The organism is Rhodospirillales bacterium, from assembly GCA_023898805.1.
Classification (GTDB): domain Bacteria; phylum Pseudomonadota; class Alphaproteobacteria; order Micavibrionales; family UBA1664; genus UBA6145.
The window spans coordinates 73384-88280 of record CP060260.1; the positions used below are offsets into that span (position 1 = coordinate 73384).

A 14897-nucleotide genomic window follows, 5' to 3' on the forward strand; every position below is an offset into this window, starting at 1 on the left:
GCTCCTTATGCGGATTTAGGCGCGAAATGCCGGGCTTGCAACGCCGCGATAACGCCCGCGTGGACGCCGTCATTTACAAGGCCACGACCTGTCAGGCCAAGAAACAGATGTGTTTTCTTGACGCCGGTCACGGCACCGTTCAGGGCCTCGGCCAGTGTCTCCGCATCCGGATAAAGCCCGCTTGCAATGGCGGCCGCACCAATATCCTTCAAATCCGCGCCTTGTTGTCCCAACGCGTTAAAAAGGATGCTAGGATCGACTTCACGCACATCAACCGCCTGAGGCCGCGTTTCAAGAAGCCTCGCTATTGGGGAAGGTGGTTTTTTCTGATTTTTCTTAGCCATTGCAACACGCTTTCTAATTGTGACTTTCGCGCGGATTGTTTAAATATCCGCACCAGCTACCAGCCTAGCCTCAAGATTTACATATTGCAAGGTTTATCATGCCCATTTCCATCCTGATGCCCGCCCTGTCCCCGACCATGACCGAAGGCAAACTGGCCAAGTGGACCAAGAAGGAAGGCGACAAAATCAAACCCGGCGAGGTCATCGCCGAAATCGAAACCGACAAGGCGACGATGGAGGTCGAGGCCGTGGATTCGGGCGTGATCGGCAAAATCCTGGTCCCCGCCGGCACGGACGGAGTCCCGGTCAACAAGCTGATCGCCGTGCTGCTGGAGGACGGGGAGGACAAGGGCGCGATCGACGCCTTTCTTGCCAATGACAATACAAAAGGGGCCGCCAAAACACCTGCCGCAACACCGGCCGCGACACCGGCTGCGCCCGCCACCGCCAACCCGGCAACCGTACCGACGTCTAATATGGGCACCGCATCAACTTCCCGCGTCTTCGCCACCCCGCTGGCCCGCCGCATCGCCAAGGACAGCGGCATCGATATTGCAACCGTCCGCGGCACCGGCCCCAACGGTCGCATCACCCGCGCGGATGTGGAGAAGGGGCCCTCCGCCCCGGCATCAGCCGTGCCGCAAGCGGCCGTCCAGCGTCCGGCATCAGCCGGTTCGGCTCGTCAACTGGCCGATGCGCTGGGCATGGGGTACGAAGCGCAGGCGATCAGCGGCATGCGCAAAACCATCGCCGCGCGCCTGTCGGAATCCAAACAGACCATCCCGCATTTTTACCTGACCGCCGATTGCCGCATCGACGCGCTGCTGGCTGCCCGCAAGCAGATCAACGATAACGCCAAGGACAAAATCAAACTCTCGGTCAACGACTTCGTGATCAAGGCTGTGGCCGCCGCGTTGATGCGCGTGCCCGCCGCGAACATGGCGTGGTCGGATACCGAGGTTTTGCAATATAAAAACGCCGATATTTCGGTCGCGGTCGCGACACCCGCGGGCCTGATTACGCCCATCGTCAAGGCGGCGGAAAGCAAGGGACTGGCGCAGATTTCGGCAGAAATGAAAGATTTGGCCGCGCGCGCGCGCGACGGCAAGCTCAAGCCCGTCGAATATCAGGGCGGTACGTTCTCGGTCTCCAATCTGGGCATGTACGGGATCAAAGATTTCGCGGCCATCATCAACCCGCCGCAGGCCTGTATCCTCGCGGTCGGCGCAGGGGTGGAACAGCCCGTGGTTGAGGATGGAAAAATCGTGATCGGCACCGTGATGTCGGTGACGCTTTCGGTCGATCACCGCGTCGTCGACGGCGCGGTCGGCGCGGAATTCCTCAAAGCCTTCAGGGAATGCATCGAAAATCCCGTGATGATGCTGGTGTGACGAAGAAATGATGCGGGTCAGCTGGCAAACGCTTGAGCACGACGGCCTGTCCGTCGAGGCGCAGATCTTTTCTCCCGCCGTGGACACAAGCGAGGTCGTGCTGCTGTGCCCCGGTTTCCCTGGCGCGGGCGCATCCCGTTTTGAACAGCGCCATGCCGCGACCATCGTGCACGAAGGCTATGCCCTTGCGGTGCTGCGCCATGCCGGAACCCGCTTCGATTCACCCACCGCGCCCTTCATGATCAACAACGCCCACCGGCTGATGGTCGCGCGGCAAAAAAACCAGACGCTTCTGGGTGATGCACCGGGCACGATCGAAGGCTGGCTGCGCGAACCGTTGCCCGCGCTTCATGCCCTGAGTGAACGTTATAGCCGCATTCACGTCATCGGCAATTCCTTCGGCGCTTTATCGGCCCTGTGGTCGCTGACCACGCCGAGCGCGCCGCTCAATCGCGTTGCCACGCTGATCCTGCTGGCGGGGGCGCAAGGCATCAGTGACGGCACGCCGCTGGACATCATGCGTATCTGGCAACCGCAATTCATGATGCTGCCCACCGTGACCGACAAGGTGTCGCTGGAATCGCCCGCCCGCGCGTATCAGACCCTTGCGGACGTGTACGCGCAACTGCCCGAACGGGTAAAAGCATCCCTGCCGGAACACATTCCTCTGCGCTATCTGGTGGTGCAGAACGACGAAATCCTGCGTCCTTCGGACACCGAACGCTTTCAAGCCGCCATCGGCGGCCGGGGCGAGGTTGTTCTGGACACCATCGACCATGCCCGTCCGGCCCATGAGCTTATGGCCCACGACATGCCAGATTACCCGACCGAATACATCATCGACTTGCTCCAGAAAATTTCACCAGGCGGTGGGCTGGCGTCCGTCCCGCCCGGCTGGGATAAAAAACCGGAAGAAAAGAAAAAATCATGACCGACCAGAATTTCGACATTGCGGTGATCGGCGCCGGCCCCGGCGGCTACGTCGCCGCCATCCGTGCCGCGCAACTGGGCCTCAAGGCCTGCGTGATCGAGGCGAACCATCTGGGCGGCATCTGCCTTAACTGGGGCTGCATCCCAACCAAGGCGCTGTTGCGCTGCGCCGAAATCAACCACCTGCTGCACAATCTCGACCAGTTCGGATTCAAGGCCGAAAAAGTCAGCTTTGATTTCAAAAAAATCGTCGAGCGCTCGCGCGGCGTGGCCAAGCAGCTTTCGGGCGGCATCGGCCACCTGCTCAAAAAGAACAAGGTTGCCGTCATTGACGGCACCGGTAAATTGCTGGGCCGCGGGCGCATCGGCATCTCGAAGGACGGCAAGGAGGTCGCCACCGTTGCGGCCAAACACATCATCATCGCCACCGGCGCGCGCGCGCGTGTTCTGCCGGGGTTTGAACCGGACGGCAAGCTGGTCTGGACCTACCGCGAGGCGATGACCCCCGACGCCATGCCGAAATCGCTGATCGTTGTCGGCTCGGGCGCGATCGGCATCGAATTCGCGTCTTTTTATAAAAACATGGGCGCGCAAGTCACGGTGCTGGAAACCGTCGATCGCATCATGCCGGTGGAGGACGAGGAGATTTCCACGCTGGCGCGTAAAAGCCTTGAAAAATCCGGCATGAAGATCATCACCTCGGCCAAGGTGCAGAAACTGGACAAGGATAAAAACGGTGTCACCGTCCATGTCGAAACCGGCGGCAAGGTTGAAAAAATGTCGGCCGAAAAAATCATCATGGCCGTGGGCGTTGTCGCCAACACCGAAAACCTTGGGCTTGAGAATACGAAGGTCAAAATCGACCGCGGCTTCATCGTCACCGACGGCTACCTCCAGACCGCCGAGCCGGGCATATACGCCATCGGCGACGTGGCGGGCCCGCCAATGCTGGCCCACAAGGCCAGCCACGAAGGCGTCATCTGCGTCGAAAAAATCGCCGGGGTTCCGGGCGTTCACCCGATGAAAAAGGAGAACATTCCGGGCTGCACCTATTGCACGCCGCAAGTCGCCTCGGTCGGCCTGACCGAAAAGGCCGCGAAGGAAAAAGGGTACAGCGTAAAGGTCGGGCGTTTTCCCTTTATCGGCAACGGCAAGGCGATTGCGCTTGGCGAGCCCGAGGGTCTGGTCAAAACCGTGTTCGATGCCAAGACCGGCGAACTTTTGGGCGCTCACATGGTCGGCGCGGAAGTGACCGAAATGATTCAAGGCTATGTGATCGGCAAGACCAACGAGCTGACCGAGGCCGAATTCATGCACACCGTCTTCGCCCACCCGACCCTGTCGGAAATGATGCACGAGGCGGTGCTTTCGGCCTATGGCCGCGCCATCCATTTCTAATAGAAACTTGACTATTTATGTCAAATAAGATACTGGGATAACGCGAAACAAACACCGCGCTGCGCGGGCACTGAGTGAACCGGACAAAGCCAAAAACGATGCGCACACTCAAATTAACCGATCCATCCGGACATGCCGTGTCCGTGGTGCTGGGGGATAACTTCGATGCGGTTTCCCGCAAGGCGGAGTTACAGCCAGACCTGACGGAAATCGCATTCGGCCTGAAAATCGCGGCCGCGCATCTGGAAGGGGTGAAGGCTGCCTTCAACGCCCGTTCCCTGCAAATCGTCGCTGGCGAAAGGGTGTTCGGGTGGCGCAATGACATGACGCTGCGCAGGCAGGGCATCGAAATCCGCGATACGGCGGCCGCGCCGCTGCCACAGCGGACGAATCCATGGATCGATCTTGGCGCCCATACCGAAATCGACGTCACGCGCGTTTATTACGCAGGCCCTTCGAAAAGGCATTTTCAGGACGTGCTGCAAACCCCGGCGGAAATCAGCAAGGCGCTGCACGACGGGCAAGACGACCTGCACGCGCCGCTGGGGCAGGGCAGGTACCACGAACGGGTAAAAGGATGTCTGGCCAGCTTTACCAGCGCGGCGGAGCTGGAATTAAAAGATTACGCACTGGCCTGCGCACGCGCGCGCTCCGAACCGGTATCCAGTCACCTAAATCCAGCCAAACGGGTAATGGCCATAATCGCTTGGGCTGTGTCCGGGTTCCGGCACGCGCAGGCCCAGCCACCGTCCGCCGTGCGCTTCCATTGATCACGCGGCAGGTCGCAATCCGGTAAATCCTCATCCGCCTTTACGGCAGAATCGCGTGCCGTCGAACCTGCGGTCATATCGGGACCGCTGACATCCCGCGCACACCCTGTCAGAACGCCCACGCCAAAAACCACGGCCGCCAGAGGACGCAAAGAACACAACTTCATGATTTTCCCCCGAATAGAAATATCGGATGCGTGCATTATACCAGATTCTAAATTTATGGTAATGCCAAAATCGCAACGGTGAAATACGTGGTTTTCCCCCGCGCCCTAAGTTAAATATCCCGCATGACCTATAACCCGGACCTTCTCAACCCCGCGCGCCGCCACCCGGAAAAGCAGAAAAACCCGGACCGCCCCGCCGGCAAAAAACCGGACTGGATCCGCGTGCGCGCCCCCGGCGGCGCCGTGTATGACGAAACCCGCGACATCGTCAAAAAACTGCATTTGACCACGGTGTGTGAGGAAGCGGGCTGCCCCAATATCGGCGAATGCTGGCAAAAGCGCCACGCCACCTTCATGATCATGGGCGAGATCTGCACCCGCGCCTGCGCCTTTTGCAACGTCGCGACCGGCAAGCCAGATGCGCTGAACGACATGGAGCCGACCAAGGTCGCGGTGGCGGTCCAGAAAATGGGGTTGAACCATGTCGTCATCACCTCGGTCGATCGCGACGATCTGGACGACGGCGGCGCCGCGCATTTCGTCAGGACGATCGAGGAAATTCGTCGCCTTGCCCCTGGCACGACCATCGAAATCCTGACCCCCGATTTCAAGAACAAATCCGGCGCGGTCGAAACCGTCGCCCGCGCGCGCCCCGATGTGTTCAACCACAACCTTGAAACCGTATTGCGCCTGTACCCGTCCGTCCGGCCCGGCGCGCGCTATCCCGTCTCGCTCGACCTTTTGCGTGCGGCCAAACAGGTTGATCCCGCGATTTTCACCAAATCAGGCATTATGGTGGGGTTGGGCGAAACGATTGAGGAAGTAGGGCAGGTGATGGACGATCTGCGCGCGGCGGACGTCGACTTCATCACCATCGGCCAGTATCTTCAGCCCACCCCCAAGCACCATCCCGTAATGGATTTCGTCACGCCCGAACAATTCGCGGATTACGAGCGCATGGCCCGCGCCAAGGGGTTCTTGATGGTGTCGGCCAGTCCGTTGACCCGCTCCAGCCACCACGCCGGGGCGGATTTTGAACGCCTTAAGGCCGCCCGTGCCGCACGCATGGCCGGTTAGCCGCTTAAACGCAACGTGTTTCTAAAAAGCATCGTCGCCCGTCCAGGGCCGGACGCAATTCCATAACCGTTCCCAAGCTTCTGGCGTTTCTTTTCTGCTTCGTCATTACCCGCGCAGGCGGGTAATCCATCGTAAGAAACGCTGAATATCCGTTATTCGGCGTGATGGACCGGCTCGATATTGCTGGTAGCCACTTATATGTTTGAGCCACGACGATCCCACAGCGACACTCCGCCGCACCTCGGAAACTGGACATAATATTAAGCCTCCCCTTATAAAAACAACATAGCGTTATGACAAAAAAACAACGGAGTGTGTGCTATGAGATTGAAACTTAACCCATCGGCGGCGGCTTTTTTAAGCGTAGCAGCCTTGTCGCTGGCCGGCTGTGCCGGTAACCCGGACTATGTCGACCCCCAGCAAATCGCCGCGACGGTAACCAATCAGGCCATCAGCGGCGACAAACTCGGCGAAAGCCAGTCGGGAAAGGTTGAAACCGTAACCCGTCAGACCTGCCGTAACGAGCAGCCCGGCGCGGTTGCAAGCCTGTTTGGAGAAAAAGCAAAACGCGTGTGCGGCGACACCGAAACCACGGTCTATTCCTCTATCATCACCGGCGCGCGCAAACCGTCCGTGATGGCACGGATCGGCGGACTGTCTGCCGATTATAGCGTGGCCCCCCTGCAACTGGGCGCCCCGCGATAAGCACGAATAACTGCGCATAAAAGCCTTCCGCCAAACCGGAAGGCTTTTTTCATGCGCGCATTCCCGTTACAGTTTCACGGTTTATGCCGACCCACGCCGAAACCCGGACCCTGCCGCACACGCCCGAACAGATGTTCGATCTGGTGGCGGATGTCGAACGCTATCCGGAATTCCTGCCCTGGTGCCGGGATGCCAGAATCTGGAAGCGCGAAGGCAATGTCATCCACGCCGACCTGGTCATCGGCTATAAACTGTTTCAGGAACGTTTTACCTCGCGCGTGACGCTGGAACGGCCGGGGCATATCCGGGTCGAATACCTCAAAGGCCCGCTTAAATACCTTAACAACCACTGGCGCTTCATGGCTGCCGACCTTGATGCCTGCGTCGTCGATTTTTTCGTCGATTTTGAATTTCGCAACCCGATCTTTCAAAAAGTGATGGGGGTGTTTTTCAACGAAATCGTCCGCCGCATGGTCGCGGCCTTCGAGGCGCGGGCGAACCAGCTATACGGTTAAGCCCTACGCCGCGTCAGGGAAACGCAACGACATGGGATGCACCGACCCGTCGGGAAATTTTATGTCGGTCACGACGCCTTTGTCAGCGCGCATCGAATCGTAACCCGTCAGGTGCAGGATGCCGATCGGCAGATGCGGCAGATAAGGTTCAATGAACCGTCTTTGCGCCGGGTCGTACAGCGGCTTGGTATCGCACAGCCAGTTGCACAGGGACGGCAAAAACTCCGCCGCCGCATCCTCTAGATAGATCATCATACCCATGGTCAGTTGCTCGGCGGTAAAGATGTTGCCGCGTTTAAGCGCCTGCCGGATCAACACCTGCCACCGCGCCCAGTGCGGCGCGTCGGCCCGCATCGCGAACACCCCGGCATTGATGGTGGGGAAGGGGAACAGTGCCCGCGCGATGCGCCCGCCGAATGCCTTGCGCGCGTTGGAATAATAAAAGCTGCGCGGACGGAACGGCATCGCGCCAAGCCAACCAAGACGCATGGTCTTGCCATAAGCGCGATCCACCTGCGGCACGACCGCAAGCCCTGATTTAAGCGCTCCGGCAACCAAAAGCTCGATGGCACCCCAATCTTGCACCCATGTATCGGCGTCAAGCCATATGTAAACGTCTGCGTTGGGGAAAAGCGTGGGGATAAACGGGCGGGAAACGCAGGCCTTCAAAAATTCCCGTCCCTTGACCCGCCGCGCCGAAAGGTCGATCGGCCAGATCCCATCCTCGACGACGCAGCCTTCGTTTTCAAGGGTTTGCCGCTGCTCCGGTGTCAGTCCGGCGTCGATGATCCGAAATCCGTGGATATGCCGAACCTGTGGATGCTTGCGGATCGACGCCAGCAACTCGCGCAGCAGCGGATAATATTTCGCGTCCGCCGAAGACACGATGACGATACGCGGCGGCGCGGGGGGCGCGGCGGTGACGTGCAACCCGCTCATGCCAATACCGCCCGCACGCATTCCAGCGCGGCCTCGACGCTTTGCCGGCGTATCGCGGCCCGGTCCCCGTCAAACCGGTACACGAAACCCTGCGCCCCGTCCCATGTCGCGACACCGATATGCACCAGCCCGACCGGTTTCTCATCGCTGCCGCCGCCCGGACCGGCGATGCCGGTGACCGATACCGCGATCTTGGCCCGGCTTGCCCGCAGGGCGCCGCCAGCCATCGCCTCGGCCACCTCGGCCGATACCGCCCCGCGCGTTTCGATCAGGACGGGGGGCACCTCCAGCATCTCCATCTTCGCCTGATTGGAATAGGTCACGAACCCGCGATCCAGAAAATCCGAAGCCCCGGGTACGTCCGCGATCCGCGCCGCGACCAGCCCGGCGGTGCATGATTCCGCGACCGCGATCATCCAGCCCCGCTGCTTCAGCCGCTCGAAAATTTCTAATACCAGTACATCCATCGCTCATACCCGAATACAAGAACACCCGCCGTCAACCCGGCCGCCAGATCGTCCACCATCACGCCCCACGCGCCCGCGACCTTGCGGTCCAGCCAGCCGATCGGCCCCGGCTTCCACGCGTCGAACAAACGGAACAGCAGGAAGGCCAGCGCATATTCCTCCACCCGCGGCGCGGCAAAGGCAAGCGCAAGCCACAACCCCGCCCATTCGTCGATGACCACCATGCCCAGATCGTGACTGCCACTCGCCGCCTCGAACCGCCCGACCGCCCATAATCCCAAGATCAAAGCCAAAGCGGCGGCCAACGCATACCCGGCGGGACCAAGCGGCACCAGCGCCAAGGCGGGGATCAGCGCCGCCGCCGTGCCCCAAGTACCGGGTGCGGGGGCTATGCGCCCCGATCCGAACCCGGTGGCGATCAAAGTCGCCGGATCGCGCATCGTCAACGGCGCGGGCAGGGGCGTAATGCGGATCATGACGGCACACGCACGCTGACCAGCGCCTGCACCGCCACACCTTCGCCCCGGCCGATCGCGCCCATGCCCTCGGTGGTCGTCGCCTTCAACCCGATCGCGTCCGGCGCAAGGCCCAGTATTTCCGAAAGCCGCGCGACGATGGCCGCCCGGTGCGGCCCGATGCGTGGAAATTCGCTCATCAGCATGATGTCCGCGTTCACCAGAATCCCCCCCCGCGCGCGCAGAAGGTCGAGCGCCCTTGCAACGATGCGCGCGGAATCCATACCCTTCCACTGCGGATCGTTGGGCGAAAACAACATCCCGATATCACCGGCGCCAATGGTCCCCAAAATCGCATCGGCAATGGCGTGTAGGCCCGCATCGGCGTCCGAATGTCCGATCAAAGCGTGATCGCACGGCAAATCCACCCCGAACAGGCGCACCCCGGAACCCGGCCCGAAACGGTGAAAATCAAGCGCAAAACCGCTTCGTATCTGGTCCGCGCGCGCCAGCAATATCCGATGGGCGCGCGCAAGGTCGTCCGCGGTCGTGATTTTGAAATTGTCGGGATTACCCGGCACCTGCACGGCCTCGACCCTCGTTTCCCCGTAAACCAGCGAGGCGTCGTCGGTATAGGCCTGCGCATCCGCCGTTCCATGGGCACGCAGCAACAGATCGCGCACGAACGCCTGTGGCGTTTGGATGGCGACGACGCCAACCCGGTCGATGATCTCCTGCCCGCGCAGCAGCGTGTCCGAAACCGGCACCGCCAGCGTCGCGGCCTGCGCACCGCCTTCTATTACGGCCTTGATACGCGCAAGCGCCGCCGGGTCCAGCAAGGGGCGCGCGGCGTCGTGCACCAGCACATAGGGCGTATCCAGTGCGGCCACGCCGTTCGCCACGCTCTGACTGCGCGTGCTGCCGCCCGGCACCACCCGTATATGGGGATACTGTGCCAGAATGGGCTGGTAATGCGCCGCATGCGCCGGATCGACCACGACCGCGCATCGCGCGACATGGCCCACGGCCTCGATCGCGCGTGCCAGCACGCTGCACCCGGCCAGAGTGGTGTATTGCTTGGGTAACGCGCCGCCGAAACGCGCGCCGCCCCCGGCCGCGACGATCACCGCACCCCATTTGGCGCTATCCCGGTTTTTTGCCGCGTCCTGCATCCAATCCTTTGTTTTTTTGTCTAAAAGCAGTTAGACAATAACCATCTGCCAACCTGAAAACCAGTGCGAAATGCTCACTGCCGCAACCTCATCCGCCAGCGACCCGCGCCGCAATTTCCTGCGCCGCGCCGCGCTGTATGCGGCATGGTTTGAACGCCACGCGCTAGGCAACACCATCAACCTGCTGCTGTTGATACTCACTCTGGTGATGGGGGTGGTGACCTATCGCGCGATGACCGCGCATTCGGGGCTGGCCGGCAACGTCAATCGCCTGATCCTGTTGCTCAACATCGACCTTGTGGTCCTGTTGCTGTTGATCGTCGGCATCGCCCGGCGCGTGGTGCGCCTGTGGGCCGTTCGACGTCAGGGCGTGGCGGGTTCGGCGCTTCAGGCGCGGCTGGTCGGCCTGTTTTCCGCCCTTGTCGCATTCCCCGCGATCATCACCGCCGTGTTTTCGGTCGGCCTGTTTTATTACGGGGTTCACGGCTGGTTCGACACCCGCGTGCGCGCGGCGGTCAATGAATCGCTGGAAGTCGCGCGCGCCTATCTGAACGAACATCAGCAGGTCCTGCGCGCGGACGTCGAGGCGATGGCCGCCGACCTCAACCGCGACAACCTGCTTCTGGCCGGTAACTCGCAGGCGCTTGAAAAAATGCTGGCGGCGCAAAGCTACCTGCGCAATTTTTCCGAAGCCATCGTTTTCGATTCCAACCGGCGCGTTCTGGGCCAAAGCGGAATCGCCCTGTCGATGATTTTCAACCCCGTCCCGGACGAAATGCTGGACCGCGCCCGCGCCGGCGACGTCGCCATGGAAACCGGTGAAAACGACGATCAGATCCGCGCGCTGGTGCGCCTGAATGGCTTTGGCGACGGGACCTATCTTTATGTCGGACGCAGCGTCGATCCTCAGGTGCTTTCGCATCTCGACATGACCCGCGCGGCGGTCAGCCAGTATCAGGAACTCGCGGCCAAATCCACCCGCATCCAGCTCAGCATCACGCTGTTATACGTCGCGGTCGTCCTGCTGTTGATGGCGGTGGCGGTCTGGTTCGGTCTGGTGCTGGCGCGGCGCATGGTCGACCCCATCGGCGCGGTGATCATGGCCTCGGAACGCCTGCGTGCGGGCGACATGTCGGCCCGCGTCGGCGAAACGCGGGGACTTGAGGAATTCGTCAACCTTGGCCGTGCCTTCAACCGCATGACCCAGGAAATCGAACGCCAGCGCAACGAACTGATCGAGGCGAACCAGCGCCTGGATTACCGCCGCCGTTTTACCGAAACCGTGCTGGGCGGGGTGTCCACCGGCATCATGGGCATCGACGCCGACGGCACGATCACGCTGGCCAACCCGGCCGCGGGGGACCTTCTGGGCACATCCCACGACCGGCTGGTCGGACAGAAACTTGCCGCCGTAATACCTGATGCCGCGGGGGTGGAAGGCGAACAGGAAATCGCGGTCATGCGCCGCGACGGCGCGTCGCGCAAATTCCTGGTCCGCGCCTCGACCGAACTGGTGGGCGAGGCGGGGCGCGGCACCATATTGGCCTTCGACGACATCACCGACCGGCTGGCCGCCCAGAAATCGGCGGCATGGGCCGACGTCGCACGGCGCATCGCGCACGAAATCAAAAATCCGCTCACCCCGATCCAGCTTTCGGCGGAACGCATCAAGCGCAAATACCTTGGCCATCTTTCCGATGCCAAAGACCGCGACGTGCTGGAGAAATGCACCGACACCATCGTCCGCCATGTCGAGGACATCAAGACCATGGTCAACGCCTTCGCGGGCTTTGCCAAAATGCCCGACCCGGTGCTCGCGCCTATCGACCTGCTGCCGCTGGTGCAGGAGGTCTTGGCCTTGCAATCCGCCGCCAATAGCAAGGTCGCCTTCGACTTGCGACGCCCCGATTTTTCCCTGCGCGTGCTGGCCGACCAGCAGCTCGTCCGGCAGGCTTTGACCAATCTGGTCCAGAACGCCGTGGACGCCACCGCCGACCAAGCCGAACCCAAAATCGGCCTGTTTTTCACGGAAGACCGGCGCGGCGTCTGGATGGGCGTACTGGACAACGGCCCCGGTATTCCGCCCGCACGCCGCGCCGCCGTGCTCGAACCCTATGTCACGACCAAGGCCAAGGGCACCGGCCTTGGCCTTGCCATCGTCAAGAAAATCGCCGAGGACCACGGCGGCAGAATCGCGATGGATGACCCCGCCTTGATGCCTGAAGCCTATACCGGCGCCCATTTCTGGCTGTATATTCCAAAGGAACACGCAGCCCACGGGGAACCCCCTTCCATGGAACGATCCGCATGACCGCGCGCGGCAACATCCTGATTATCGACGATGAAAAGGACATCCGCTTCCTGCTCTCGGAAATCCTGGAGGACGAGGGGTATACCGTGGCCGAGGCCGCCCATTCCGAGGCCGCCTACGCCGAACTGGCAAAGGGGATGCCCGATCTCGTCATCCTCGACATATGGCTTGAAAACTCCGACCGCGACGGCATGGAAATCCTCGCCGACCTCAAGAAAAAATCGCGCACCCTGCCGGTGCTGATGATTTCCGGGCACGGCAATATCGAAATGGCGGTCAAGGCGATCAAGCTTGGCGCATACGACTTTATCGAAAAACCGTTCAACACCGATCGGCTCCTCAATCTGGTGGGCCGCGCGATTGAATCCGGCCGCCTGCGCCGCGAAGCCACGGCGGGCACGGTTTCGCTAAGCGCCGAAACCCCGGAAATGCAGGCCGTGCAAAAAGCCGCCATCAAGGCCGCATCCACCGATGCGCGCGTACTGATCACCGCGCCGTGGGGTGCGGGACGCACGCATCTTGCCCGCTGGATCCATCAAGAATCCCCGCGTGCGGGCAAACCTTTCGTCGTCCTGCCCGCCCACGACGCCGCCCCGGATGCGTTTGCAGACGCGCTTTCTCGCGCGGGGCAGGGGACGCTGCTGATCAAGGACGTCCAAAACCTGCCGCGCGACACCCAGGCCGCCGTGCTGGCCGCGCTGGGCGCGCGGACCGAGGCGCGCGTTATGGCCACTGCCGCCGCCCCGTTGAAATCCGCGGCTGATTTTTCGCCCGATCTGGCCGAACGCCTGTCGGTCGCCACCATCGCGCTGCCTGCGCTTGACGACCGGCGCGGCGAGATCGTCGCCATGGCCATGGCGTTTCTGGGCGACGGGCATACCGTCCACGACGACGCGGCCGCATGGCTGCGCCATCACCCATGGACCGGACAGGTCGCGGAACTGCGCGCGGTGATCACCATGGCCCAGTTGCGCATGAATCTGGCCGGTGCGCGCGAACTGCGCGCCGCCCACCTTGAAGCGGAACCCGCCATGCAGGAAAGCGGCAAGGACGACCAATCCGGCACCGCCGCGCAATGGCTTGCAAGTGACCTGCGCACCGCGCGCGAGGCGTTTGAACGCTGGTATTTCGACCATCTGATGGACCGTTTTGACGGCAACGTCTCGCAGGTCGCTGCCTTTTCGGGTATGGAGCGCACGGCCCTGCACCGCAAGCTCAAAGCCCTGCGCGAAGGCGAAAACGACGAAGGCGGCGGCGAGGGACCGGCCCGTATCGCGTCATGACCCTTGTGCCGCCCGCCTTGCTGTTCGATTGGGACAACACCCTGATCGACACCTTTCCGGTGATCTTCGCCGGACACAACACCGTGCGCCGCGCGCTGGGCGAACCCGAATGGACCGCCGATCAGGCGCGCGGCATCATCCGCCTTGCCGCCAAGGACGCCTTTCCCCTTTGGTACAAGGACCGCGCGCGCGAGGCGGAGCAGGTGTACGTCGATTACGTTCGCGCGCGGCATCTGGATACGTTGACGGTGTTCGACGGATCGCGCGACCTTCTGCGTTATTTGCATGAAACCGGAATCCCCGCCGGCATTGTTTCCAATAAACGCGGCGAATTTTTACGCGCCGAACTCGACGCGCTCGGCTGGTCGTCCTATTTCGGTGTCGTGATCGGCGCGGATGATATTGACGGCCCGGCCAAACCCGACCCCGCGGGTGTGCTGATGGCACTCGACCGCCTGAAACTGATCGGCGATGCGCGCGCGGCCGCATGGTTTTGCGGCGACACCGAAGCCGACCTTCAGGCGGCGGCGGCAGCGGGCGTCAAGCCCGTGTTTATAGAAAACAACCCGATGATCGCGCCTGAACATCTTCCGACACTCAACCCGCACAAGGCCTTTTCATCGCCACGGGAATGTCTTGCCTATCTGCAAACCCTAAGTTAACAATCCCAATAGCCTTTAAACAAAAAAACCAAAAGCCAAGCCATAAGGATAAGAAAATGAGCGAAAAAGGCCAAAACGTTCAGGATGTATTTCTCAATGCCCTGCGCAAACAAAAGGTTCCCGTGACGATTTTCCTCGTCAACGGCGTCAAGCTGCAAGGCGTGGTGACATGGTTCGATAATTTCTCGATGCTGCTGCGGCGCGATGCCAGCCCGCAACTGGTGTACAAGCACGCGATTTCTACGATCATGCCCGGTGGCCCGATCAAGCTGCACGAGGACGGCGGCACGAACCCCGAAGCCGACGCGTAA

General features: G+C 61.4%; 16 protein-coding genes. 11 read left to right on the plus strand and 5 right to left on the minus strand.

All coding sequences use genetic code 11. The annotated features are described in order from the left end of the window. Window positions 1–5: 5 nt before the first annotated feature. Window positions 6–212 carry a hypothetical protein gene (locus H6866_00405; protein ID USO07731.1) on the minus strand — a complete coding sequence of 69 codons (207 nt, stop codon included), beginning with the start codon at window positions 210–212 and terminating at the stop codon, window positions 6–8. Between the two features lie 230 nt (window positions 213–442). Here H6866_00405 and H6866_00410 point away from each other — a divergent pair, with 230 nt between their 5' ends. The 7 genes from H6866_00410 to H6866_00440 all read left to right on the plus strand — a co-directional run bounded on the left by H6866_00410 (window position 443) and on the right by H6866_00440 (window position 7297). Further along, window positions 443–1735 (plus strand): pyruvate dehydrogenase complex dihydrolipoamide acetyltransferase, encoded by a 1293-nt coding sequence (locus tag H6866_00410; GenBank protein ID USO07732.1) that lies wholly within the window; start codon window positions 443–445, stop codon window positions 1733–1735. A gap of 7 nt (window positions 1736–1742) precedes the next feature. Beyond that, window positions 1743–2666 carry a hypothetical protein gene (locus H6866_00415; protein USO07733.1) on the plus strand — a complete coding sequence of 308 codons (924 nt, stop codon included), beginning with the start codon at window positions 1743–1745 and terminating at the stop codon, window positions 2664–2666. Next, window positions 2663–4063 carry a dihydrolipoyl dehydrogenase gene (gene lpdA, locus H6866_00420; GenBank protein ID USO07734.1) on the plus strand — a complete coding sequence of 467 codons (1401 nt, stop codon included), beginning with the start codon at window positions 2663–2665 and terminating at the stop codon, window positions 4061–4063. Before H6866_00415 ends, lpdA begins: the two co-directional genes overlap by 4 nt. A gap of 98 nt (window positions 4064–4161) precedes the next feature. Continuing rightward, on the plus strand, window positions 4162–4833 hold the full coding sequence (locus H6866_00425) for a hypothetical protein (protein ID USO07735.1): 672 nt from the start codon (window positions 4162–4164) through the stop codon (window positions 4831–4833). 290 nt (window positions 4834–5123) lie between these two features. After that, window positions 5124–6077, plus strand: a complete 954-nt coding sequence (lipA, locus tag H6866_00430) for a lipoyl synthase (protein ID USO07736.1) — start codon at window positions 5124–5126, stop codon at window positions 6075–6077. A 321-nt stretch (window positions 6078–6398) separates the two neighbouring features. Beyond that, the gene (locus H6866_00435; GenBank protein ID USO07737.1) at window positions 6399–6782 is read left to right on the plus strand and encodes a hypothetical protein; all 384 of its coding nucleotides are present in this window, start codon (window positions 6399–6401) and stop codon (window positions 6780–6782) included. 83 nt (window positions 6783–6865) lie between these two features. Continuing rightward, window positions 6866–7297, plus strand: coding sequence for a type II toxin-antitoxin system RatA family toxin (locus H6866_00440; protein USO07738.1), 432 nt, complete (start codon window positions 6866–6868; stop codon window positions 7295–7297). 3 nt (window positions 7298–7300) lie between these two features. Here the strand turns inward: H6866_00440 and H6866_00445 are convergent, their stop codons facing one another. From H6866_00445 to ispF, 4 genes are all read right to left on the minus strand, one after another. Beyond that, window positions 7301–8152, minus strand: coding sequence for a glycosyl transferase family 8 (locus H6866_00445; GenBank protein USO08532.1), 852 nt, complete (start codon window positions 8150–8152; stop codon window positions 7301–7303). Window positions 8153–8232: 80 nt separating this feature from the next. Continuing rightward, on the minus strand, window positions 8233–8703 hold the full coding sequence (locus H6866_00450) for a CinA family protein (GenBank protein USO07739.1): 471 nt from the start codon (window positions 8701–8703) through the stop codon (window positions 8233–8235). Beyond that, entirely contained in the window at window positions 8685–9179 is a 495-nt protein-coding gene (locus tag H6866_00455; GenBank protein USO07740.1) for a phosphatidylglycerophosphatase A, read from the minus strand. Before H6866_00455 ends, H6866_00450 begins: the two co-directional genes overlap by 19 nt. Then, window positions 9176–10330, minus strand: a complete 1155-nt coding sequence (gene ispF, locus H6866_00460; protein ID USO07741.1) for a 2-C-methyl-D-erythritol 2,4-cyclodiphosphate synthase — start codon at window positions 10328–10330, stop codon at window positions 9176–9178. Before ispF ends, H6866_00455 begins: the two co-directional genes overlap by 4 nt. Window positions 10331–10400: 70 nt before the next feature. Here ispF and H6866_00465 point away from each other — a divergent pair, with 70 nt between their 5' ends. The 4 genes from H6866_00465 to hfq are packed head-to-tail and all read left to right on the plus strand — an operon-like array spanning window position 10401 to window position 14897. Next, complete coding sequence (locus H6866_00465; protein USO07742.1) at window positions 10401–12641, plus strand: PAS domain-containing protein; 2241 nt, start codon at window positions 10401–10403, stop codon at window positions 12639–12641. Next, window positions 12638–13924, plus strand: coding sequence for a sigma-54-dependent Fis family transcriptional regulator (locus H6866_00470; protein USO07743.1), 1287 nt, complete (start codon window positions 12638–12640; stop codon window positions 13922–13924). Before H6866_00465 ends, H6866_00470 begins: the two co-directional genes overlap by 4 nt. Continuing rightward, window positions 13921–14586, plus strand: coding sequence for an HAD hydrolase-like protein (locus H6866_00475; GenBank protein USO07744.1), 666 nt, complete (start codon window positions 13921–13923; stop codon window positions 14584–14586). Before H6866_00470 ends, H6866_00475 begins: the two co-directional genes overlap by 4 nt. Before the next feature lie 56 nt (window positions 14587–14642). Beyond that, a complete protein-coding gene (hfq, locus tag H6866_00480; protein ID USO07745.1) occupies window positions 14643–14897 on the plus strand; it encodes an RNA chaperone Hfq in 255 nt (84 codons plus the stop codon).